The organism is Lentilitoribacter sp. Alg239-R112 (assembly GCF_900537175.1).
Lineage (GTDB): Bacteria > Pseudomonadota > Alphaproteobacteria > Rhizobiales > Rhizobiaceae > Lentilitoribacter.
In genome coordinates this window covers 508,033-528,858 of record NZ_LS999833.1, presented here as the reverse complement: position 1 = coordinate 528,858, position 20,826 = coordinate 508,033, and the positions used below count along the sequence as shown (strand labels likewise).

Below are 20,826 nucleotides of genomic sequence, written 5' to 3'. Positions count from 1 at the left end.
AAATTTGAGCTATTGCTCAGTTCCTAACAAGAAAATTTACATTAAAACTTGACCTTTTGACGCATGCAACAAAGACTGCCGCACGGAATGAGCGCCTGCGAGGAGGTGGACGCTTGTCAAATGTAGATAGGAATTCAAGAATACAGTTATTTTAACATGGAGGAGGGGATACCAAATATGGATATCTTGTTAATCGTTATAATATGTGGCTTGCTTGCAGTTGCTTATGCTTTCTGGGCAACCCAATCTGTGCTTGCCGCAGATCAGGGCAATGAACGTATGCGGGAAATCGCTGGTTATATCCGCGAAGGTGCGTCCGCATATCTAAACCGTCAATATACAACAATCGCCATTGTGGGCGCTGTAGTATTCGTTCTCGTCGGTGTTTTGCTGACGTGGGTCGCGGCTATTGGCTTCTTAATTGGGGCTGTTTTGTCCGGCGTCGCTGGCTTTATTGGTATGCATGTTTCTGTTCGGGCCAATGTCCGTACTGCGCAAGCTTCATCCAATAGTTTGGCAGCCGGTCTTGATGTGGCATTTAAATCTGGTGCGATCACCGGCATGCTTGTTGCTGGTCTTGCCCTGCTTGGTGTTGCTGTTTACTATTGGGTACTCATCGGACCCATGGGCCTTGGTACGGCAAGTCGCGACGTTATTGACGCACTCGTTGCTCTTGGTTTTGGCGCTTCATTGATCTCTATTTTCGCGCGTCTTGGCGGTGGTATCTTTACAAAAGGTGCTGACGTTGGTGGCGATCTTGTGGGTAAAGTGGAGGCAGGTATTCCAGAAGACGATCCACGTAATCCTGCAACTATTGCTGATAATGTGGGTGATAATGTTGGCGATTGTGCAGGCATGGCAGCCGACTTGTTTGAAACTTATGCTGTGACCGTTGTGGCGACCATGGTGTTGTCTGCAATTTTCTTTGCAGGTTCGGATATTCTTGATTCTGTAATGCTATATCCGCTTGCAATTTGTGGTGGTTCAATCATTACATCTATCGTCGGTACTTTCTTTGTGAAGCTTGGCCAGAATGGTTCTATCATGGGCGCGCTTTATAAGGGCCTGATTGTAACAGGCATCTTGTCCATAGTAACATTGGGCGGTGCAACGTCTTTAACCATCGGTTGGGGTGAGATTGGCGAAGTTGCTGGCAAAACCATTACCGGACAGAACCTGTTCATTTGTGGTATTATCGGTCTGATTGTGACCGGTTTTATCGTTGTGATTACTGAATATTATACCGCTTCAGATAAACGTCCGGTGAATTCAATCTCGCAGGCATCTGTGACAGGGCATGGCACAAATGTGATCCAAGGTATCGCCATATCGCTTGAATCAACTGCTCTTCCAGCAATTGTTATTGTGGGTGGTATCATTTCAACATATCAATTTGGTGGTCTGTATGGCACCGGTATTGCGGTAACAGCGATGCTCGGTATTGCTGGAATGATCGTTGCACTGGATGCATTTGGTCCCGTGACTGATAATGCTGGCGGTATTGCTGAAATGTCGGGTCTTCCCAAGGAAGTTCGACAAGCAACAGATGCGCTCGATGCTGTTGGGAATACAACAAAGGCTGTGACGAAAGGTTATGCTATTGGTTCTGCTGGTTTGGGTGCACTTGTGCTCTTCGCCGCATATTCAAATGACCTTGACTTCTTTGTCGCAAATTCAGCCCAGTTCCCTTATTTTGCAGATGTTGGTGAGATCTCATTTGATCTATCCAACCCATATGTGGTTGCTGGCCTGATCTTCGGTGGTCTTATTCCATACCTCTTCGGTGGTATTGCAATGACATCTGTTGGCCGTGCTGCAGGCGCTGTTGTGGTCGAGGTTCGTGCCCAATTTAAAGCTAAACCTGGCATTATGGCTGGAACAGAAAAGCCTGATTATGGTCGTGCAGTTGATATGCTGACGAGAGCTGCGATCAAGGAAATGATCGTACCATCACTACTTCCAGTGCTTGCGCCATTATTTGTCTATTTTGGCGTCTTGCTTATCTCTGGCTCAAAAGCATCTGCCTTTGCTGCCCTTGGCGCATCACTTCTTGGTGTGATTGTTAATGGTTTATTTGTTGCGATTTCTATGACATCGGGTGGTGGCGCATGGGATAATGCCAAAAAGTCATTCGAAGATGGCTTCACGGACAAAGATGGCGTGCTGCACGAAAAAGGTGGCGATGCACATAAGGCATCTGTGACCGGTGATACGGTTGGTGATCCCTACAAGGATACTGCTGGTCCTGCGGTAAATCCGGCGATTAAGATCACAAATATTATGGCATTGCTATTGCTTGCTATTTTGGCTCATTAAAGCGCCTGTAAACAAAAATAAAACCCCTCAGTGAAAACTGAGGGGTTTTTTATGATCAGTGTTATTTATGAAAGTCTATCTTTGCTCTCATCCCAAACAGACTAGAGGCCTCCTGGAAGCCCACCAGGATTTGTTGACCCATCACTAAAGCCAGCAAGAAGACCAGCAAGGAAGCCGCGCTCTTTACCAGATGTTGGTGTGGTGCGCGAAATCATATCAAAGACTTTTCCATCTTGTATTGTGTAGTTCGCAATATTGCTAACGGTCGCATCGTCATCGAAATAAACTGCCAAAATAGATTGATCAACAATACGAAGCTTTTGGAAAGCAAACCCGCGTTTGCGTTTTTGAGAAACATAATAGAAAGTTTCAGCTGCATCAAAATTTTGCGTCGTCGATGGCGTGCCCAAAGATAGAAGAACTTGTTCGCGACTAGAGCCAACAGGTGTCGCATCAACTGCATCTTGATCCAGTACATATCCTTGATTAAGCACTTGCGCACTGTTACAGGCTGATAAGCCAGTCATAGCGGCTATAAGAATAATTGAACTCTTACGTGACAGGGCTTTTAGATGGCCCATATTTCCCAAACGATGAAACAACAACGCCTCCTCAAAACAATTAAGCGAACTCAGCTTACCTATTCAGGTAAACTAGCTTTCCTACAGATGCAACATTTCCCTTAGGCTTTGTCGGGACGTTGCGATAATTTTATGGCATTTTTTGCCAATTATACCTATGTAGTTGAAATCGGATCTAGATTCTAAGATTGATATCGTGGAACAAGATTCTCATTTGGTACAAGGTGGATTATCTTACACCTATGTAAAAAGGCGATTTGATGATCCTTGATCTTTTTAGGCGAAAAAAAGCGAATGCGACTTTGGTCAATGCGCAATATGAGGCAATTACACAAAGTGCTCGGAATCCAGTATTCTATCAGGAGTTTGATGTACCCGACACCGTTATGGGCCGTTTCAACATGGTATCTATCTTCATGACACTATATTTACGGGCAACAAACAATGTTGGTTCCAATAAGGAGGCAGAGGGCGTCAAGCAACTCGCACAGGAAGTTGTTGAGGAATTTTTTAAAGATATCGATCATTCTATTCGCGAACTTGGCATCGGTGATGCAGGCGTTCCCAAACGGATGAAAAAACTAGGCCGAATGTTTTATGGTCGAGCCGAAAATTATGGCAAGGCACTCGATAATGATAATCTGAAAGAACTGGCCGAAGCATTTTCAAGAAACATCCATTCGGATGAAGCTGATGAAACGCCCGACATGCAATATCTTGCCAGACATGTCCTGTCAGTTGATAAGGAGCTGAAAAATGCAGGCACCGATGATATTATCAAAGCCAAACTTTCGTTCCCTGTTCCCAATGTCGATACTGTGACCTAACCTTAAAAGGCAAGAATTTTGAACTTAGAAAATATTTCAGATGCGGAACAGCCGTTCACCTTTCCAGTTAAAGTAGGACATGTATCCTCAAATCCGATTTCCATTACTATTGAGGCGGATGGAAAAGAGCTTGAAGGCTTGGCAAAGTTTTGGAAAGTCATCGGCGTAACGTCACTCAAGGCCGATGTAAAGCTGAGCCGTTGGAAGCGAGATGGAGTACGCGTATCAGGTCATTTTGAAGGTAAGCTTATTCAGGACTGTGTGGTATCTTTAAAGCCAATCAACACCGAAATTAATGATGATTTTGTTGCGTTCTATGTGCCCGAAACGTCAAAGCTTGCGCGTCAGGATAACATACAAAACGGAGAGTTGATCATTGACGTCGATGGGCCAGATATTCCTGATACGTTTAGTGGAAATACAATTGATGTTGCTGCAGTCGTAAGCGAATTTGCGGCGATGGCAATTGATCCATATCCCCGTGACCCGGAAGCAGAAATTGACCAGAAATTTCAAAGCGGAAGCATTGAGGATGATGCGCCACCATCACCTTTTGCAGCATTGGCCGCGATAAAGAGTGAATTAGAGTAATTTAATAGCAAAATAGCCGATATATTATACTTTCATGTTGTGTGTGATGGGAAAATCGGTAAAAACTGCTTAGTTTGACGGATTAAGTGTAAAGGGCAATCAATTGACCACAATTTCGGTGGATCTTATGGGTGGTGATCATGGACCTAGTGTCATTGTGCCCGGACTGGCTATTGCACTTAAACGTCACCCTTCTATTCGGTTTGTTTTATTCGGCCTTGAAGATGAATGCCTGCCAATAATTGACGCATATCCAGACGTTAAAGCGGTCTCGGAATTTCATAATTGCGAGATGGCTGTGAAAATGGATGATAAGCCGAGTCAAGCCCTTCGTAAGGGGCGCAAACGCTCCACCATGTGGCAGGCCATTGAGTGCGTAAAACTGGGTCAGGCAGACGTTTGTATCTCGGCAGGTAATACAGGCGCATTAATGGCAATGTCTAAGTTTTGTCTGCGCACCATGGCTAGCATTGAGCGCCCAGCAATAGCTGCAATTTGGCCCACACTTCGGGGTGAAAGCATTGTTTTGGATGTTGGTGCAAACTTGGATGCGGATGTTCAGCAGCTGCTGGATTTTTCACTCATGGGCGCCGCGATGGCACGCGCATTGTTTGGCGTGGAAAAACCAACCGTGGGTTTGCTAAATATCGGCGTTGAGGAAATTAAAGGCCAGGAAGAGATTAAAGAAGCAGGACTTTTGCTTCGTGAATCGGATTTTTCAGGCCTTGAATATGCTGGTTTTGTAGAGGGTGATGATTTAGGTCGTGGCACGGTAGATGTCGTGGTCACGGATGGTTTTTCTGGCAACATCGCACTTAAAACGGCCGAAGGAACAGCCCGCCAGATAGCTGAATATCTCCGTGCTGCAATGTCGACAACGATTATGGCAAAGATCGGTTATCTATTCGCGCGCCAAGCATTTGTGCGACTTCGCCAAAAAATGGACCCCAGCCGCGTAAATGGTGGCGTTTTTTTAGGGTTTAATGGTGTCGTAGTGAAAAGCCACGGCGGGGCAAGCGACAAGGGCTTTGCTGCCGCGGTTGAGATGGGCTTTGATATGGCCAGAAATGGCCTTAAAGAAAAAATTGAACAAGATTTAGAACAATATTATTCACGTGGACCAGGCGCAGCCTCGATTGAACTCGAAGCTGATGAGAAAGAGGCATAAATAATGATCCGTTCCGTTATCTCAGGTTTTGGTCACGCGTTTCCGAAAAGAATTGTTACGAATAAAGAGCTTGAAGAAACAATTGATACAAATGATGCTTGGATCATCCAGCGTACAGGTATCAAACAGCGTTACGTAGCAGGTGAGGGCGAAACCACAGCAAGCTTGGGTGAAGAAGCAGGACGAAAAGCATTGGATCGAGCTGGAATTACACCCGACGATCTGGATTTTATTATCGTAGCTACCACGACACCTGATAATACATTTCCAGCAACTGCGGTAGATATTCAAAACCGGTTGGGTATGACCCATGGTGCTGCATTTGATGTGCAGGCTGTCTGTTCAGGATTTATTTTCGCGCTCACAACGGCAGATACCTATATCAAAAGCGGTATGGCCAAGAATATTTTGGTTATTGGTGCGGAAACTATGTCCCGCTTGATGGATTGGGAAGATCGCACAACTTGTGTATTGTTTGGAGATGGCTCTGGCGCAGTTGTATTAAGTGCGCACCAAGGAGATGGCACGACAGCTGATCGCGGCATTTTAACAACCCACTTGCGTTCTGACGGGAGCCACAAGGAAAAGCTTTATGTTGATGGTGGCCCGTCGAGCACGCAAACTGTTGGGCATCTTCGGATGCAAGGTCGTGATGTTTTTAAGCACGCGGTCGGAATGATTACGGATGTGATTGAAGATGCTTTTGAAGCAACATCGATGACGGCTGAAGACGTTGACTGGTTCATTCCGCATCAGGCAAACAAACGAATTATCGATGCATCTGCAAAGAAATTAAATATTCCACCTGAAAAAGTAGTCATCAATGTTGATCAAACCGGCAACACATCTGCTGGCTCAATTCCGATAGCATTGTCACAAGCAGCAGAATCAGGGCGCCTTGAAAAAGGGCAAATGATATTGCTTGAAGCTATGGGCGGAGGATTTACTTGGGGATCTGTATTTTTGCGATGGTAAAAAATAACAAACTTGCCATTAAAAAATCATAGTATTGATATATTCTTCTAATAATATTCAAAATTGAGAAGATTTATACCAAAAGTGATAAAGTGGTACAAATACTTGACGTTTATAGGTAAAAAGACCTAAATTCTACGATATTAGATTACTTTTAGACATGGATGGCGGAAATATGGGCGGTAAAACGGTAACGCGTGCAGATCTTGGAGAAGCAGTTTTTCGCCGTGTTGGGCTATCGAGGACAGAATCATCAGATCTCGTTGAAATGATTATAGATGAGATATGCGATTCTATTACTCGCGGCGAAACCGTGAAGATGTCTTCGTTTGCGACTTTTCAGGCTCGGGATAAAACTGAACGCATAGGTCGTAATCCGAAAACGGGTGAGGAAGTTCCAATTACACCCAGAAAAGTTGTTTCATTTAAGGCTTCGAATGTTTTGAAACAGCGCGTTCTTAAAGCGCATCAAAAACGTAAGGCTTAGGTCAGTTTCATCTGGCAAAGAGATCTGGACGGAAGCTTGTCATTAAGTTACCGTCAGCAAAATTACGGTTAAAAAAATAAGATTCGTGATTTTGAGTACGGGGGTACAATCACACTATCTGAAGCAATCAATAAGTTGCTGTTGATGATCGGTGTCTCAAAACTTGGGAGAGTTTGTGTTGGATAAAAGTCCAGATGCCTTCCGCACCATTTCGGAAGTGGCAGAGGAGTTAAATCTGCCTCAGCACGTATTACGTTTCTGGGAAACGCGTTTTTCGCAAATCAAGCCTATGAAGCGCGCCGGTGGGCGGCGTTATTATCGACCAGATGATTTTGATCTATTGCAGGGGATTAGACACCTTCTGTATGATCAGGGTTACACAATTAAGGGCGTTCAAAAGCTCTTAAAACAAAATGGTAACAAATATGTCATAGCCATTGGTGCTGGTGATACCCAGACTGTTGAAGCTATTCTTGCAGCTAAAGAACAAGAATCCCAACCAGCTATGGCGCTTGCAGGAGCGGAAGAGGTTGGCAAAGTTCTAGGACAGGCGAAGCTGCCTGTGTCTCGCCGTTTTTTCCCGCGTAAAAATGCAGATAATGGTGACGTCGCTGTTGTTCGGCAAACTGACGGAAAAAACGCTGCATTGCATGAAGAGGATAGGGCGCTGTTGCAAGAAGCTCTTTATGATCTGCTGGAATGTAAGAGATTGCTGGATCAAACCCGTTAGCACATACGTTGAATGAACTTTTTCTCAGGTGATGCAATAGTATTTTGGAAAGACTGGAATTAATCACCGCCTGATATAGCGACATATCAAACAATGTATCTGAAATATTTCCGGAGGCGCTCATGAAAACGTCGATACTAGTAGCAACTATGCTGGCCGCTTCTATGAATTACGCAAAATCACAAAGCATAGAACCTTGTGATTGGGTTTCCAGTGCAGCTAGCCTGGTCGAGCCTTGGGAGCAGAATACACGCACATTTGCCAATGGCGATGTGCGGGTTGCTGTTCTGGATACAATTGAACCAGCTTTAGCGGCTTTTCATGTGCTGGTACTGTCCCCACCCTATGATGAGGTAGGTTCGCGACAATGCAAAACCGTAAGTATGTCAGCCGGTTTGGGCTTTTCCGGGTTGGATTTTGCTTCGCTGAATGCAGATTATGATCCAGCGGTTGGTCTGATTTTTACAATGGATGTTCAGACCCCTTCATCGGATGCAAGTAGTTTTGTTGATCGAACTGTGAGGTTTACGCTCAACCAAGCCACGGGTGAAATGCAAGCTGAGTTACGATAGCCTATAACATCGGAGTTGCTTTGGGCTTGATATTTACGACAATCATTTTCCCATTTTTGTTGGTTTTCTCAGAAATAACTTGCACTCAAAAGCCTTATAAATTACGGGTTCTAACCAGTCGGGGCGTAGCGCAGTCTGGTAGCGCACTAAGCTGGGGGCTTAGGGGTCGCAGGTTCAAATCCTGCCGTCCCGACCATTAATAAGGCGAATTAACCTGTCTGTTATTGGCTTTCTAAATATCTCGATTGTCATCCAGCACTTTTCGGATTCTTTCAAGTTCCGGTACAATCTCAATGACCCGTTCCCAGTCAAGTTTACTATCAAATTCTGCGATTGCGGGAAACAGTTTTGAAATTGCTTTCTGCTGGAATGCGCGACCTTCATCAGTAATGAAAACAACTTTGCTACGGCCGTCAGTTTCATGCGGTTCAATACGAATATAGTTACGTTTGGAGAGAACCGAAAGTGTGTTTGTCATGGTGCCTTTTGTCACTTGAAAAGCATTGGCAATTCTAAGTGGCGTCACCCCGTCGTGGACGCGGACGAGGTGATTGAGCACGGAGAAGTGTGAAACATGCAGACCTTCCGGCATTTTTTTTTGAAAAATGGCCGTTGCAAGCTGATTTATGATTCCAACTTCTGTGAAAAACTGAAAGATAAGTTTATTTTTCTCGTCCAAATTTAAGCCTCAATGATTTTTGCCTCCAATGGCCAACGCGGGCTTTGCTCGACTCGTTTAGCATAGCCCAATCTTGCGAGCATTTGTATAGTGCCACCGTTCGGGGCAAGATCTTTATGAACTTGCTTATAATGGGCTTCCATTTCCGGGTATTCTTGCAATGCTTGGCTCAATGGCTGGATGGCAAGCCCCTCAGCCGTAACAGCAAGATTTAGGCGCACCCAGTCCCGACCAGCATTGATCTGATCTTCGCGCGTGTTGCCTTGTGTGATTTGCCATAAGTGCGCCATGGCGGTGTCGGTCGTTGAATAGACTGCTTTGAGCCCTTCTGAAAATTGTGTCGAGGACCTGTCCAGTACGCCTTCTCTCGTCATGAATCCGGTGGTGTGGGCAAGTTCAAAAAACGGACCTGAAAAATCAATTCCGTCTGGGTTTGCTTCAATTTCGGCTTTGCCGATACGAAATAGATCCACACTCTCTTTATATGTGCGTGGTGTATCGATCTCTACTGCCATTGCTGTGTGCGAAAATTCACGCAGTTTTTGCACGTGTGAAGGTTCGTTATTTGTGCTGACTTGTGAATTGTTTTGGACAGAGCTGGCAATACGTTCAAGCGCAGAGGTGGCAACTTCTTTTGTGGTGTCAAAAGGGTCTTTCGTTGAACGTCGGTCAAATACGTGGGCAAATAATGGATCTGGCGAGACGGATGGGTCCTTGGTAAAGCTTATAATCGCAACTGGCCTATCATCAAGATTGGTATTATCTGATCCTTCAGGAAAGAGATTGAAATCTACTCTGTGTCCATCTTCGGCTGCTGCCATGCGTAAAATTTCCAAAAAGCATCCCTGACCGATCGTGATTTGCCGACTATATGGATCGGTATGAGGTAGAAGGCGATCTGTATCAATTTTAAGCGTAATCTGATCAGCCTTGCTCAAGTCAACCATCCATGGCTGTTGGTTATGTGGGTTCGGTGCCAAAATTGCATAGGATAATGCACGCATTCTTGGTTCTGTGTAACCCGATCCAGCTTTTGACCATGGTTCCAGAGCTTTGTGCGGAAACCTGCTTGCAATTGTTCCGATGCTTGCGCCAGCAGCTAAAATAATGCCGCCACCTGCAATTGCTAAAAATTTACGTCGTTTCATATTCATCTCCATTAGTTCGATGTTAAACTATATAGTTTGATGTCGAACTATATGTCAAATGAAATTTTTCGCCCTGTTTCTTTCGCCTCCATATCGAGCGGAACATATTATCTAAACAATCGATATAACTTAGAAAATTGTTTCTTTTAAAAGTCTCAATATTTAACAATTATAGGGTAAATTAAATTAAGGAGACTAAAATGAACGGTCACCAAAGTGCTAAAGTTTTTTCAAAAACACTTCAGAATTTGGAGTTTGAAGATAGAATTATTTATATAAAAGAACGGTTTAACCGTGTCGTACTTGTTTCGGGTTTGCAGGTTCCAGATCAGCTTTTGACCTGGGTTCTGACCAAGCGCGAAAAAATTGCGGAGATTGCTTTCGGTTTGGAAGGTAATGTAACTCAGGAGCAAGAATCTCTGATGGATGTTACACTCGATCGTTATGGAGTGAAGATAAAGACACCACCGAATTTGGACGGTGTATTACCAGCTTTTGACGCTGTTATTGCTTATTCCGGTCATCTAGATGATGGTGCTGAATTTGTGAAGTGGGATCACAAAAATGAACAGTTTATTTTTAATCCTCTTGCTGATTGGAGTAGTGAACAAATAATCGGCGCAATTTTGGAGCATGAAATACCGGTTAATTATCCACTGGACATCTTAGCATTAGATAAAGAGAATAAGAATGTGCCATTGCATTTAACGCGTGGTAAAACCACGAGTATGCAAACTGCTGCTTCTGCAAACTAACGAAAGATACAAATGTCCGAAGTTATAAATGACGCTGACACATCTTCTGCATCTGGAACTGGCTCTGGAGGAGGACGTGAAAGTGTAAGGCGTTCTATGATAAAGGCTGTATCTTGGCGCGTGGTTGGCACGCTGGACACATTTTTACTATCCTTTGTCATCATAGCATTTTTGGGCCCATTATTTGGACTTAACTTCAGTGAAGATGGTGGAAACATTGCACAAACTGCGGGCTACATTGCTGTTGCAGAAGTGTTTACCAAACTGGTGATTTACACGGTGCATGAGCAACTCTGGACGCGCGTAAATTGGGGCTTATCAGTTGCCGCCGGTGCCAAACCGGAGAGCTTTGCCAGATCTACGGTTAAAACCGCAACGTGGCGCATACTAGCATCGCTTGATACAATGTTACTGGCTTGGTTCTTTACCGGAAATATTCTTACAGCTATCTCAATTGGTGGTTTTGAAGTGATCACCAAGTTATTTCTCTATTTTTTCCATGAGCGGATTTGGCTCAAGATTCCATACGGAATTACGAAAGTTTAGTTTAAGCTGAATGATAGGCGCTGGAATAATTTGGGCTGGTTATGGTAAGGTCTGGTAGATTTTACTTTGAGTATCTGCCATGTCGCGATCACAACGATTATTGGATCTTTTGCAGGTTTTGCGCCAGCATCGCCTCCCGGTGAGCGGATCAACGCTTGCTGAAGAGATGAATATCTCCTTACGTACACTTTATCGCGATATTGCCACGCTTCGTTCCCATGGAGCTAATATTGAGGGGGAGGCGGGCATGGGCTATATATTGGCACCAGGTTTTATGTTGCCGCCCCTCATGTTTTCAGAAGATGAAATTTCAGCCCTGGTTCTCGGCTCGCGATGGGTGTCTGACCGAGCGGATATGCCGCTTGCAAAAGCGGCGCGCAATGCGTTGGCTAAAGTAACAGCAGTTCTGCCTGATGATCTGAAAGAACGCGCTGAAACGAATGATTTGGTTATTGGTCCTAGTTTTGCCGATGCGATGCGGGTTGAAAATTCTGAGCATATGGAAGTTATCCGCAAAGCTATTCGTAATGAGCACATCATGCAGATCAACTATACCGATGCTTATGACAATGTATCATCGCGTGTCATTTGGCCCATTATGCTAACTTATTTCGAGCATTCGCGCGTTATTGTCGCTTGGTGCGAGGCGCGCAAGGCTTACCGGCATTTTCGCACTGATAGGGTCAGTTCACTTGAGGATACGGGCAAACGATATTACCCGCGCAAGCCTGTTTTGGTGAAACAATGGCGCATGCAGGAAGGGTTAGAAGAATAGTTATCATGTTTTGTCTAATGCTGACATAAATTGACAGTACATAGCGGTAAATCATCTCCAGAATTTAATTTGATACTAAATGGAGATAGAAGAATGCCAGAATTCAACTTTGTACTTTTATACGTGAAAGACCCGATTAAAAGCGCCGAATTTTATGCCAAGTTGCTTGGCAAACCAATTGTAGATCAGTCGGAAGGGTTTGCAATGTTGCCTCTTATAGAAAATGTCATGCTGGGTCTCTGGGAGCTGACAACAGTTGTACCGCCGACTTTGAATGATGGTTCAGAAAAAGGTGGCTCGAGCGAAATTTCACTAAATGTCGATGATGACGCAACATTGGAAAACACCCATAAAGAGTGGCTGGCTCATGGTGTAACAATTCTTCAAGCACCAATGGACATGCCATTTGGCCGAACCTTTGTGGCAGTAGATGCAGATGGCCACCGCATTCGCGTTGCGACGCCAGCAAAGATGTAATTGATAGGATAAATGAAAACGGTTGGAACCCCGGAGATTTGTCTCTGGGGTTTTGTTCATGAAGATACATCTTCTACGATTTCCAAGCTATCGATCCACATGAATATTATCAATTTTATGATTGCTTTTACATCCACTATACACTCAGCTTATTGTTATCTTTGATTGTTTCAACAGCCAGAGTTTGCGCAGATGGCCAGAGCTTGCTATTTGTTTGAATATAGAAACAAATTTACCATAGGCCAGCCTTCATGACTGATTTCCTTCTTCTTGCCTTTATCTTTCTTATCGCTGGTGTGATTTCTGTGCCGATAGCGTCTCGGCTTGGGTTGGGGTCGGTTCTCGGTTTTTTGATTGCTGGTATTTTGATTAGTCCTGTATTGGCATTTTTGCATGTAGATGTGATTTCCATTCAACATTTTGCCGAGTTTGGTGTTGTGATGATGCTATTTCTCGTTGGGCTTGAATTAGAGCCAAAATTACTATGGGAAATGCGCGGCAAATTGCTTGGCCTTGGTGGAGGACAGGTGGCTCTCACTACATTGTCCGTCATGGGAATTGCAATGCTGCTTGGCCAGTCTTGGACTGTTGCATTGGCAATTGGCATGGTCTTGGCGCTGTCCTCAACGGCTATCGTATTGCAAACGCTGAATGAGAAAGGTCTGATGAAAAGCGATGGAGGGCAGTCAAGTTTCTCGGTACTGTTGTTTCAGGATATTGCCGTTATCCCTATGCTTGCATTCATTCCGCTTTTGGCTTTGCCTGAGTTAATGGACGCGTTGAATATGGCTGCGGATACCGCAGCGCATGGTGTAGAGGGTGCCGCTGACCATGGAGCTGATGAGGGTCACGGTAGTTCAATGAGCCTTGTTGATGGTCTCAATGGTTGGCAAACAACGCTCGTGACGTTGGGGGCAATACTTGCTGTGATTTTGGGTGGTAGTTTTCTAACACGTCCGATTTTTCGTTTCGTGGCACATGCAAAACTTCGCGAACTTTTTGTTGCGACAGCATTGATGATGGTTGTTGGTATTGCGCTTTTGATGTCACTTGTTGGTCTGTCGCCCGCTTTAGGCACGTTCCTAGCAGGCGTTGTGCTTGCCAATAGTGAATATCGCCATGAACTTGAATCCGACATTGATCCGTTCAAAGGTCTGCTTTTGGGCTTGTTTTTTATGACTGTCGGGGCAGGGATTAACTTTGCACTCTTGTCAGAAAACCTCACAATGATCATCGCACTCACTCTTGGTTTGATCGCGTTAAAAGTCATCGTGCTTTTGGTGCTGGCATATATTTTTAAACTACAAGGTGCAGACAAGTGGCTCTTTGGGCTGGGGCTTGCACAAGCTGGTGAATTTGGTTTCGTTCTCCTGTCTTTCACAGTAGCAAGTGCCGTTATTCCAAAAGCCATCGCTGATCAATTGCTGTTGGTTGTCGCGCTTTCCATGCTTCTTACACCACTACTTTTCATTCTTTATGATAAAGTCATCTCACCACGTTATGTGCAGAGCTTAGATCGTGAGCACGATACAATTGATGAGAAAAATCATATTATTATAGCCGGTTGTGGTCGTGTGGGCGGACTTGTGGGTCGTATGTTACGCGCTGCAGGCGAGGAAACAACGGTGATCGATTTTAGCGCAAAGCAAATTGATATGCTTAAGGTCTTTGGCATTAAAACATATTATGGTGATGCTACTCGCCCCGATATGCTACATGCAGCCGGCATTGATGAGGCAAAATTACTGGTTATCGCGATTGATGATAAAGAAAAGATCACCGAGATGGTGCGCTATATAACCAACACCCATCCCCATGTTCATGTTTTGGCACGGGCTATAGATCGGAATCATGTTTATGATCTTTGGTTTGCAGGGTGTCGCGATATAATTCGCGAGACTTATGACGCATCGCTACGCATGGGGAAATCTGCCTTTGAAGCATTGGGTGTAAGCTCGGAAAATGCTCAAGATATGTTGCAGGCGTTTAATGAAATGGATCGGCAGGGAATGCTGGATGTTGCAGATGCTTATGATCCGGAAATTCCAACCATGGAAAACCAAGCCTATATCGATCGCGTTCGTGAGGTAACCGGCCCGCGTACTGAAATCCTCATGGAGGAAATGCGAGAAATTCGGAAGCGCTAATCAGGGCATCTGGCTGTGCAAAAGGGTCGTATGGTACAGTAGAGCGTTTCTTATTCTTGTTGGTTATTATGTCCGCTCTTGCAGCAGTTCCACTTCAACAAAAGCGCATTCAAAGTCATTCCCGTTGATGACATCATGCTCGACACCAATTTCGCGGTAATATGGAACGCCGTTTTCCATTTGTGCAGTGATGCGTTCACCATCTCCAAGGTCAATTTCCAAGACCCCATCAAAAAGCGGGATGACAACATAATCATAGGCATGACGATGCCATCCCGTATTGTCACCTCGTTTATTGAAGCGCCATTCGGTCACACGAACGCGGTCATTGTTAATTCTAACTGTCGCCGTTGCTGAGCCTTTGGAATTGCACACTTTATACCTCACATTTTCGTAAATCTAGTGTGCATGCATTGCGCTGAGTAGTACCAATTGATCATGTGTAGATTAGCAGATCAGATATTCTTCATGTGTGGAAAATGCTTGAGGGTGAAAGAGAAACTCACAACATCGAAAATCAGATTTGAGGTGAGATGGGATTAACGCTTCTGCAGATGCAACTTAACATCATGAAGACTTGTTACAACCCGGTGGGCAATATCGCGGGTATGATCTTTTGGTTGTTTCAGATCTGGCACAACGATGACATCAATTGAAGCAGCATGGGCAGCCTTAGCGCCATTATCGCTGTCTTCCAATGCCAGACAGTTTGTAGGGTCTATGCCAAGGTTTTCAGCGGCTTTAAGATAGATGTCCGGCGCAGGCTTACCATTTGCGACCTCGTCGCCACAAACGATTGTCTCAAACCAGTGCTTAATCCCCGTCATACCAAGCTTTTTATGGGCCATTCGAGAGCGTGTTGAGGTAGCAACGCCGCGTCGAATACCAGCTTCATCCAGAAATTTAAGCAGTTCTACGAGACCGGTTTTAAGCTCAATACCATTTGTTGTTACATGGTCTTCATAGGTTTTCATGAAGGTCGTATCCACCTCTTCTGGCAGGGGATACCCGAGCTTTTCATTGAAGTAGTTCTTTGCGCCCTTGCTGTTCATGCCGATTATATCAAACAACCACTGATCTTCGAAATCAATCTTATGCAAACGTAATGTGCGATGCATGGAGTTCATCGAGATAGTTTCTGTGTCGAGCATCAAGCCATCCATGTCGAAAATCACGGCTTCGGGCCAGGGGGTAGGAATGGTCATAGGATTCGTCCGATTGCAATTGTAATGACAAGGCATAGATCAATAATGTGACAGATATACAATGATCGGAGATCGATATATGATTATTTCAACATGTTCCGAGCTAGTTGTAATTTATACCATATCGGTGTTCGAGCGCAATACAGCCCCACGCGATACCTAAGATCAAATAGAAATGGCGCCAGTGATCTGTATCAATTACCATGCCAACAAGCGCATGACCAAAAAGCAAGATCATTGCCAGCATGAAGTAAACCTGCCAGGGGCGATCTCGAAGCATATATTTAAACCCGAAGTAAAATGTCATGCCACTGAGAATGAGATAGGTTGTAAAGCCAAGCCAACCATAAGCCATGAGAGATTTAAGGTAGATATTATGCGTATCTTCACCATATATCAGGCCAAACTCTAGAGGACCAATGCCGAGTGGATTTTCAAGCGCCATACCAAAGCCAATAGCGTGCCGCGCAAAACGACCATATCTGGCACCGTCATATTCTTGCACAAGCTGCGCTCGATCAGAAAAAAGTTCAGCGATCTGATCAATTTGCAATGCAATGACGAGCGCGACGATCAACGCAATAAAGCCAGCTGCGGAAAGCATAATAATGCGGAGCTGGAACTTGCTTGTGCGCTGGCGTGCAAGCAATAATATGATAAGCAGCACACCCGAGATTGCGTATAGCCCCCATGCTGCGCGCGAGAATGATAAGAAAACACCGAAGGTAATGATAAAAAAACCAATGGCGCGCAGTGGCACGTCCTTGATTTTGCCCACTATCAAGCCATGGAGCAGATAAAGGGCAGGCAGCACCAAGAAAGGTCCAAACACATTTGGATCAGCAAAGGCGCCACGAGCGCGATTATAGAGAGTGAAGTATTCACCACCAGGAATAAGATTAAAATAACCTAAAATGCCCAGCATCGCCGTGACAACAGCTGCAACTGCATAGGCTCTGAATATGATTTTAAGTCTGCGATGATCAGTCTCAATAATAGCGGCGAAGAATACCGTTGTTAGCGCCAAGAAGTAGCTGACCGCCAAATAGAGAGGAATGCCGCCATAGGTATCCATGGTGAACATCGATAGTAGACCACCAATGTTAAATAGTGTGAACAATGCTAGGACCGGCGCAATGGTTCGCGAAATTTTTAATCCGCATAAAAACCAGATGCCGACAAGCCCTGCCATCATCAGCTCATATGGTGCGGGTTCCTGAATAACAAAGCCGGACGTAAAAACACCAAAAGCCAGCATCCAGGTTCCTAAAAGGCGAGAACCGGCGTCCGCTTGTCGCGAGCTGCTAAAGGTTAATGGTTGACCCTGATACTGATAAGGAACATCACTCAATAGGCATTTTCCGTATTAAATAGGCTAAACGGTGTTTTCAGAAGAATTTTTAAATCAAAGGCCAATGACCAGTTTTCAATGTAATAGAGGTCATATTCCGTTCGCTCTTTAATTTTCGCATCGGATGTAATTTCACCGCGCAAACCATTGATCTGCGCCCAGCCGGTAATACCGGGTTTGACGCGGTGGCGGGCAAAGTACCCATCCACAACATCAGCAAAATATTTGTTCTGAGCTTGTGCAATTACCGCATGTGGGCGTGGGCCAACGAGCGAAACACTGCCCAATAAGACATTGAATAATTGCGGCAATTCATCAATCGAAGTTTTGCGGATAAAGCGTCCAACAGGCGTCACGCGTGGATCATTTTTTGTGACGAGTTTTGCCGCTTTCTCATCGGACATATCCGTGTACATTGAGCGAAATTTATAGACCGGTATCTCTTCATTATTAATACCGTGGCGCATTTGTTTGAAGATTATCGGACCTTTTGAAGTTAGTTTAATGGCAATCGCTGTACCCAGCATGATAGGCCAAAGAAGTGCCAGTGCAAGGAGCGAAAATACAATATCAAAACCACGTTTGCTGACAGAATCCCAATCAGAAATCGGCTTATCAAATAGATCCAGCATAGGGATTTTGCTGTTGTCCATATAGCTGCAAAAGCGTGGGCGGAATTTCATAGAATTTGTATGTGCTGCTAGGCGAATGTCTACTGGTAAAACCCACAAGTGTTTGAGCATACCTGTCCAGCGGCTTTCCGCGCTCAGTGGTAGCGTTATGATTATTAAATCTATTCGTGTGCGTCGTGCAAATGCAACCACATCTTTAACATTACCTAATTTGGGATAACCAGCAATAACAGGTGCGGCGCGATCATCGCCCCGATCATCAAAGATACCACAAATGCGTATGTCATTGCCTTGTTCTGCCTCGATATCACGAATAAGCTGTTTGGTTTTTGCGCCTCCGCCAACGATGACAGCGCGACGCTCCATGAAACCATTTCGTTTCCAACGACTAATGGAAAATGCAAATGTCAGTCGTGCAACTGTTAAAACGGTTGCAGTTCCCATGAACCAATCAGCGAACCACTTTTTTGAGAAGTAGTCATGAAAATCAATAAAATAGCCAGCAACGGCCATGACAACAAAAATTGTAGATAGGATTGCCAATACCTGTGGCAAAGTTCGCATGCCTGTTTTAAGGCTTTGCGTTGTGTATAGACTACTTGCTTGCAGTGATGCGAGTGTTAGGCATGATGTTCCAAAGATAATAAATGCATGAACTGGTAATCTGTTATCTGGATAATCATGATAGAAATAAGCGAGTATTCCAGTTGCGAAAATACATGCACATTCAAATAGACGGTAGGCGCCTAATATAAGCGCTGGTGAATGATTTTCATCAGCGAGTTGCTGAGCAATTTGTTGCGCAAGACGGTTTAAATTATCTTCTTCCAGACCATGCGCCACAGTTTCTGATGGCGCTATCGAAGCATCGACCATTTTATCTTTTTGTATCTTAATCATCGAATTATCCGCAAAACAGTGCTTTAATTAGCTGTTGTGCGTATGAGAATAAGGCAAATCAACTAATAAAAACTTGACGGATAACGTTTTATTACAAGAGATCAAAATTTTTGAGAATTGTTGAAGCTGTTTTAGCCTAGTCGACCTCAGGTTCTGTCTTCGGAAACCTTGTTGGAGGAGCGGTGATAAATCTCCAAAACATCTTCCGCCATGGCTTGCACCGAGAAGCGCTTCTTGAATGTATTTCGATCAGGTTGAGCAGATGCGAGCCAGCTCTTATCCTGGATTGACTGTGCCATTTTTTCTGCGAGTTTTTCGACATTACCAGGTGGCACCATGACATCGCTATCAGCTCCCAGTATCTCAGGTATACCACCGACATTTGTCGAGATAATAGGTTTGTTCGCGGCAACGGTTTCTAATACGATATACGGCATTGCCTCTGCTCGAGATGGGATAACCACGCTTTGAGCAAGTGCAAATGCTTCACGTGCATTCATAGCTGGATGCAAAACTATGCGCTTGCTCAAACCCATCTGCGCAATTTTTTCTTGATAGGCTTGTTTGTTAGGGCCATCCCCAACCATAGTGGCGTGCAAAGGACGACCAACATGTTGCTCTGCTTTACGAAAAGCATCAATAAAAACGTCAGGGCCTTTAAGGTCTCGCATCATACCAATATATAAGAAATCACTTGCATTTTCATTCGTGGCAATCGGCTGAAATTCCTCCTCATTCAGTCCATTATAGACCAAATGCGAATTGGATATTGGGAGACCTACTTTATCTATATATGCAAGCCGTTCGTGATCGCTGACAAAAATTATTGCATCCGTCATGCGTGCGAGAAGGCGTTCTAGGGCAAAAATAGCTTTCCCTTTGATATTGCTGCTATCATAGTGCAGCGAGCCGCCATGGGGCGAATAGGTGCGGGTAACGCGAGACCTGGATCCCCGCATAAATGAGCCAATTACTCGAACATACGCGCCACCTTTGGCGCCATGACCGTGTAGTATATCTGGCTGCAAACTTTTGATTTGTTTATAAACTTTGTGTATTGCAATTAAATCGCCTGGCGTAATTGCGCGCCTGATTGGCATTCGTATAAGACCAAGCTCTAACTTGTCGATAATGCTTTCAAACAATTTTTCTTCAAATTCACCGCCTGAGCTACTATCGCATAGGATGCCGATTTTATGTCCCTGCGCGTGATGAGTGTTCACAAGGTCACGTACGTGTCTAAAAATACCACCGACGGGAGATCTGAAACAGTGGATTATCCGCAAAGGTTCTTGTGACAATGCTTCATTGGACATCATTCAGCAATCCAGTGTTCGTTCAATTTAGCGTATGCCCCATTATGGTCTTTATTAAAATAAGCGTTCACGGATATAGATCGTATCGCCCGCGAGAATAGGGCTAGAAATTGAGACGCGACCTGTCATGATTTTTCCATTTATCTTGCGAGTAATATCTGTGCTGTTTTGTTGCGCTCTGGTTGAAAAACCGCCAGCAATGGCAATTGCATTTTGTACCGTCATCCCCGGAACATAAGTATATTGGCCAGGTTGCCCCACTTCTCCTAAAACAAAGAAGGAACGGTATTGGTCAATCTCGATGCTGACATCAGGATCGCGCAAGTAACCTTTTTGTAATTCGCCTGCGATAACGCCTTCAAGTTCTTGTGCTGTATAACCGCGAGCAGCAACGGCTCCTACAAGAGGGAAGGAGATGTAACCAGCCTGATCAACACCATAGGTGCCGGTTAAGCCATCTTGCTCGAAAACAGTGATACGCAGACGATCGCCAGCATCAAGCCGGTAAGGCTGAATGGTTGCTTCATGGAATGCACGAGGAGCCGGCTGATAGCTCGCGCAACCGGCAATGATGCTGGCAGCAGCTAAAATAATCGCAACAGGTAGATTGATTTTCACGTGCGGTGCACTCCAAAAGGGTTCGAACTT

22 protein-coding genes and 1 tRNA gene are annotated in these 20,826 nt (G+C 44.7%); 14 read left to right on the top strand and 9 right to left on the bottom strand.

Going from position 1 to position 20,826, the window contains the following annotated elements; all coding sequences use genetic code 11:
- Window positions 1-177: 177 nt before the first annotated feature.
- Window positions 178-2,316, top strand: coding sequence for a sodium-translocating pyrophosphatase (locus G3W54_RS03095; RefSeq protein WP_162651676.1), 2,139 nt, complete (start codon window positions 178-180; stop codon window positions 2,314-2,316).
- 101 nt (window positions 2,317-2,417) lie between these two features.
- Here the strand turns inward: G3W54_RS03095 and G3W54_RS03090 are convergent, their stop codons facing one another.
- Window positions 2,418-2,897 (bottom strand): outer membrane protein assembly factor BamE, encoded by a 480-nt coding sequence (locus tag G3W54_RS03090; protein ID WP_162653531.1) that lies wholly within the window; start codon window positions 2,895-2,897, stop codon window positions 2,418-2,420.
- A 260-nt stretch (window positions 2,898-3,157) separates the two neighbouring features.
- On the opposite strand from G3W54_RS03090, the gene G3W54_RS03085 reads away from it, so the two are divergent.
- The 8 genes from G3W54_RS03085 (at window position 3,158) to G3W54_RS03055 (ending at window position 8,443) form a co-directional block, all read left to right on the top strand.
- Window positions 3,158-3,724, top strand: a complete 567-nt coding sequence (locus tag G3W54_RS03085; protein ID WP_162651675.1) for a ubiquinol-cytochrome C chaperone family protein — start codon at window positions 3,158-3,160, stop codon at window positions 3,722-3,724.
- Between the two features lie 18 nt (window positions 3,725-3,742).
- Complete coding sequence (locus G3W54_RS03080) at window positions 3,743-4,315, top strand: DUF177 domain-containing protein (RefSeq protein ID WP_162651674.1); 573 nt, start codon at window positions 3,743-3,745, stop codon at window positions 4,313-4,315.
- 103 nt (window positions 4,316-4,418) lie between these two features.
- Window positions 4,419-5,483 carry a phosphate acyltransferase PlsX gene (gene plsX, locus G3W54_RS19130; protein ID WP_174244203.1) on the top strand — a complete coding sequence of 355 codons (1,065 nt, stop codon included), beginning with the start codon at window positions 4,419-4,421 and terminating at the stop codon, window positions 5,481-5,483.
- Between the two features lie 3 nt (window positions 5,484-5,486).
- Window positions 5,487-6,458, top strand: a complete 972-nt coding sequence (locus G3W54_RS19125) for a beta-ketoacyl-ACP synthase III (RefSeq protein ID WP_174244202.1) — start codon at window positions 5,487-5,489, stop codon at window positions 6,456-6,458.
- Window positions 6,459-6,633: 175 nt separating this feature from the next.
- Window positions 6,634-6,945, top strand: a complete 312-nt coding sequence (locus tag G3W54_RS03070; RefSeq protein WP_162651673.1) for an integration host factor subunit alpha — start codon at window positions 6,634-6,636, stop codon at window positions 6,943-6,945.
- Between the two features lie 178 nt (window positions 6,946-7,123).
- Window positions 7,124-7,675 (top strand): MerR family transcriptional regulator, encoded by a 552-nt coding sequence (locus G3W54_RS03065; protein ID WP_174244237.1) that lies wholly within the window; start codon window positions 7,124-7,126, stop codon window positions 7,673-7,675.
- 122 nt (window positions 7,676-7,797) lie between these two features.
- Window positions 7,798-8,247 (top strand): hypothetical protein, encoded by a 450-nt coding sequence (locus tag G3W54_RS03060; RefSeq protein WP_162651671.1) that lies wholly within the window; start codon window positions 7,798-7,800, stop codon window positions 8,245-8,247.
- A 119-nt stretch (window positions 8,248-8,366) separates the two neighbouring features.
- Window positions 8,367-8,443 (top strand) — tRNA-Pro (locus G3W54_RS03055).
- A 36-nt stretch (window positions 8,444-8,479) separates the two neighbouring features.
- Here G3W54_RS03055 and G3W54_RS03050 read toward each other — a convergent pair.
- Together G3W54_RS03050 and G3W54_RS03045 are read right to left on the bottom strand one after the other, a co-directional pair.
- The gene (locus G3W54_RS03050) at window positions 8,480-8,926 is read right to left on the bottom strand and encodes a MarR family transcriptional regulator (protein ID WP_162651670.1); all 447 of its coding nucleotides are present in this window, start codon (window positions 8,924-8,926) and stop codon (window positions 8,480-8,482) included.
- A gap of 2 nt (window positions 8,927-8,928) precedes the next feature.
- On the bottom strand, window positions 8,929-10,074 hold the full coding sequence (locus tag G3W54_RS03045) for a twin-arginine translocation pathway signal protein (RefSeq protein ID WP_162651669.1): 1,146 nt from the start codon (window positions 10,072-10,074) through the stop codon (window positions 8,929-8,931).
- A gap of 200 nt (window positions 10,075-10,274) precedes the next feature.
- On the opposite strand from G3W54_RS03045, the gene G3W54_RS03040 reads away from it, so the two are divergent.
- From G3W54_RS03040 to G3W54_RS03020, 5 genes are all read left to right on the top strand, one after another.
- Window positions 10,275-10,829 (top strand): hypothetical protein, encoded by a 555-nt coding sequence (locus G3W54_RS03040; RefSeq protein ID WP_162651668.1) that lies wholly within the window; start codon window positions 10,275-10,277, stop codon window positions 10,827-10,829.
- Window positions 10,830-10,841: 12 nt separating this feature from the next.
- The gene (locus tag G3W54_RS19255; protein WP_244627817.1) at window positions 10,842-11,375 is read left to right on the top strand and encodes a DUF2061 domain-containing protein; all 534 of its coding nucleotides are present in this window, start codon (window positions 10,842-10,844) and stop codon (window positions 11,373-11,375) included.
- A gap of 79 nt (window positions 11,376-11,454) precedes the next feature.
- Window positions 11,455-12,150: a YafY family protein gene (locus G3W54_RS03030; protein WP_162651667.1), complete on the top strand. Its 696-nt coding sequence runs from the start codon at window positions 11,455-11,457 to the stop codon at window positions 12,148-12,150.
- Window positions 12,151-12,243: 93 nt separating this feature from the next.
- Window positions 12,244-12,627, top strand: a complete 384-nt coding sequence (locus G3W54_RS03025; RefSeq protein WP_162651666.1) for a VOC family protein — start codon at window positions 12,244-12,246, stop codon at window positions 12,625-12,627.
- 251 nt (window positions 12,628-12,878) lie between these two features.
- A complete protein-coding gene (locus tag G3W54_RS03020) occupies window positions 12,879-14,774 on the top strand; it encodes a cation:proton antiporter (RefSeq protein ID WP_162651665.1) in 1,896 nt (631 codons plus the stop codon).
- Between the two features lie 66 nt (window positions 14,775-14,840).
- On the opposite strand, the gene G3W54_RS03015 is transcribed toward G3W54_RS03020, so the two are convergent.
- The 6 genes from G3W54_RS03015 to G3W54_RS02990 all read right to left on the bottom strand — a co-directional run bounded on the left by G3W54_RS03015 (window position 14,841) and on the right by G3W54_RS02990 (window position 20,796).
- Entirely contained in the window at window positions 14,841-15,149 is a 309-nt protein-coding gene (locus G3W54_RS03015) for a cupin domain-containing protein (RefSeq protein ID WP_162651664.1), read from the bottom strand.
- A gap of 164 nt (window positions 15,150-15,313) precedes the next feature.
- On the bottom strand, window positions 15,314-15,979 hold the full coding sequence (locus tag G3W54_RS03010) for an HAD family phosphatase (RefSeq protein WP_162651663.1): 666 nt from the start codon (window positions 15,977-15,979) through the stop codon (window positions 15,314-15,316).
- Window positions 15,980-16,082: 103 nt separating this feature from the next.
- Window positions 16,083-17,237 carry an O-antigen ligase family protein gene (locus tag G3W54_RS03005; protein ID WP_162653529.1) on the bottom strand — a complete coding sequence of 385 codons (1,155 nt, stop codon included), beginning with the start codon at window positions 17,235-17,237 and terminating at the stop codon, window positions 16,083-16,085.
- 89 nt (window positions 17,238-17,326) lie between these two features.
- Window positions 17,327-18,862: an undecaprenyl-phosphate glucose phosphotransferase gene (locus G3W54_RS03000; protein ID WP_162651662.1), complete on the bottom strand. Its 1,536-nt coding sequence runs from the start codon at window positions 18,860-18,862 to the stop codon at window positions 17,327-17,329.
- Between the two features lie 146 nt (window positions 18,863-19,008).
- Window positions 19,009-20,181: a glycosyltransferase family 4 protein gene (locus tag G3W54_RS02995; RefSeq protein WP_343162556.1), complete on the bottom strand. Its 1,173-nt coding sequence runs from the start codon at window positions 20,179-20,181 to the stop codon at window positions 19,009-19,011.
- A 51-nt stretch (window positions 20,182-20,232) separates the two neighbouring features.
- The gene (locus G3W54_RS02990) at window positions 20,233-20,796 is read right to left on the bottom strand and encodes a polysaccharide biosynthesis/export family protein (protein ID WP_162651661.1); all 564 of its coding nucleotides are present in this window, start codon (window positions 20,794-20,796) and stop codon (window positions 20,233-20,235) included.
- Between the last annotated feature and the right edge of the window lie 30 nt (window positions 20,797-20,826).

Excerpts from the sequence above, each read along its gene's own strand:
- G3W54_RS03095 (WP_162651676.1), top strand. The coding sequence starts at position 178 with ATGGATATCTTGTTAATCGTTATAATATGTGGCTTGCTTGCAGTTGCT.
- G3W54_RS03090 (WP_162653531.1), bottom strand. The coding sequence starts at position 2,897 with ATGGGCCATCTAAAAGCCCTGTCACGTAAGAGTTCAATTATTCTTATA.
- G3W54_RS03085 (WP_162651675.1), top strand. The coding sequence starts at position 3,158 with ATGATCCTTGATCTTTTTAGGCGAAAAAAAGCGAATGCGACTTTGGTC.
- G3W54_RS19125 (WP_174244202.1), top strand. The coding sequence starts at position 5,487 with ATGATCCGTTCCGTTATCTCAGGTTTTGGTCACGCGTTTCCGAAAAGA.
- G3W54_RS03070 (WP_162651673.1), top strand. The coding sequence starts at position 6,634 with ATGGGCGGTAAAACGGTAACGCGTGCAGATCTTGGAGAAGCAGTTTTT.
- G3W54_RS03060 (WP_162651671.1), top strand. The coding sequence starts at position 7,798 with ATGAAAACGTCGATACTAGTAGCAACTATGCTGGCCGCTTCTATGAAT.
- G3W54_RS03045 (WP_162651669.1), bottom strand. The coding sequence starts at position 10,074 with ATGAAACGACGTAAATTTTTAGCAATTGCAGGTGGCGGCATTATTTTA.
- G3W54_RS03040 (WP_162651668.1), top strand. The coding sequence starts at position 10,275 with ATGAACGGTCACCAAAGTGCTAAAGTTTTTTCAAAAACACTTCAGAAT.
- G3W54_RS19255 (WP_244627817.1), top strand. The coding sequence starts at position 10,842 with ATGTCCGAAGTTATAAATGACGCTGACACATCTTCTGCATCTGGAACT.
- G3W54_RS03030 (WP_162651667.1), top strand. The coding sequence starts at position 11,455 with ATGTCGCGATCACAACGATTATTGGATCTTTTGCAGGTTTTGCGCCAG.
- G3W54_RS03025 (WP_162651666.1), top strand. The coding sequence starts at position 12,244 with ATGCCAGAATTCAACTTTGTACTTTTATACGTGAAAGACCCGATTAAA.
- G3W54_RS03020 (WP_162651665.1), top strand. The coding sequence starts at position 12,879 with ATGACTGATTTCCTTCTTCTTGCCTTTATCTTTCTTATCGCTGGTGTG.
- G3W54_RS03010 (WP_162651663.1), bottom strand. The coding sequence starts at position 15,979 with ATGACCATTCCTACCCCCTGGCCCGAAGCCGTGATTTTCGACATGGAT.
- G3W54_RS03005 (WP_162653529.1), bottom strand. The coding sequence starts at position 17,237 with ATGCTGGCTTTTGGTGTTTTTACGTCCGGCTTTGTTATTCAGGAACCC.
- G3W54_RS03000 (WP_162651662.1), bottom strand. The coding sequence starts at position 18,862 with ATGATTAAGATACAAAAAGATAAAATGGTCGATGCTTCGATAGCGCCA.
- G3W54_RS02995 (WP_343162556.1), bottom strand. The coding sequence starts at position 20,181 with ATGATGTCCAATGAAGCATTGTCACAAGAACCTTTGCGGATAATCCAC.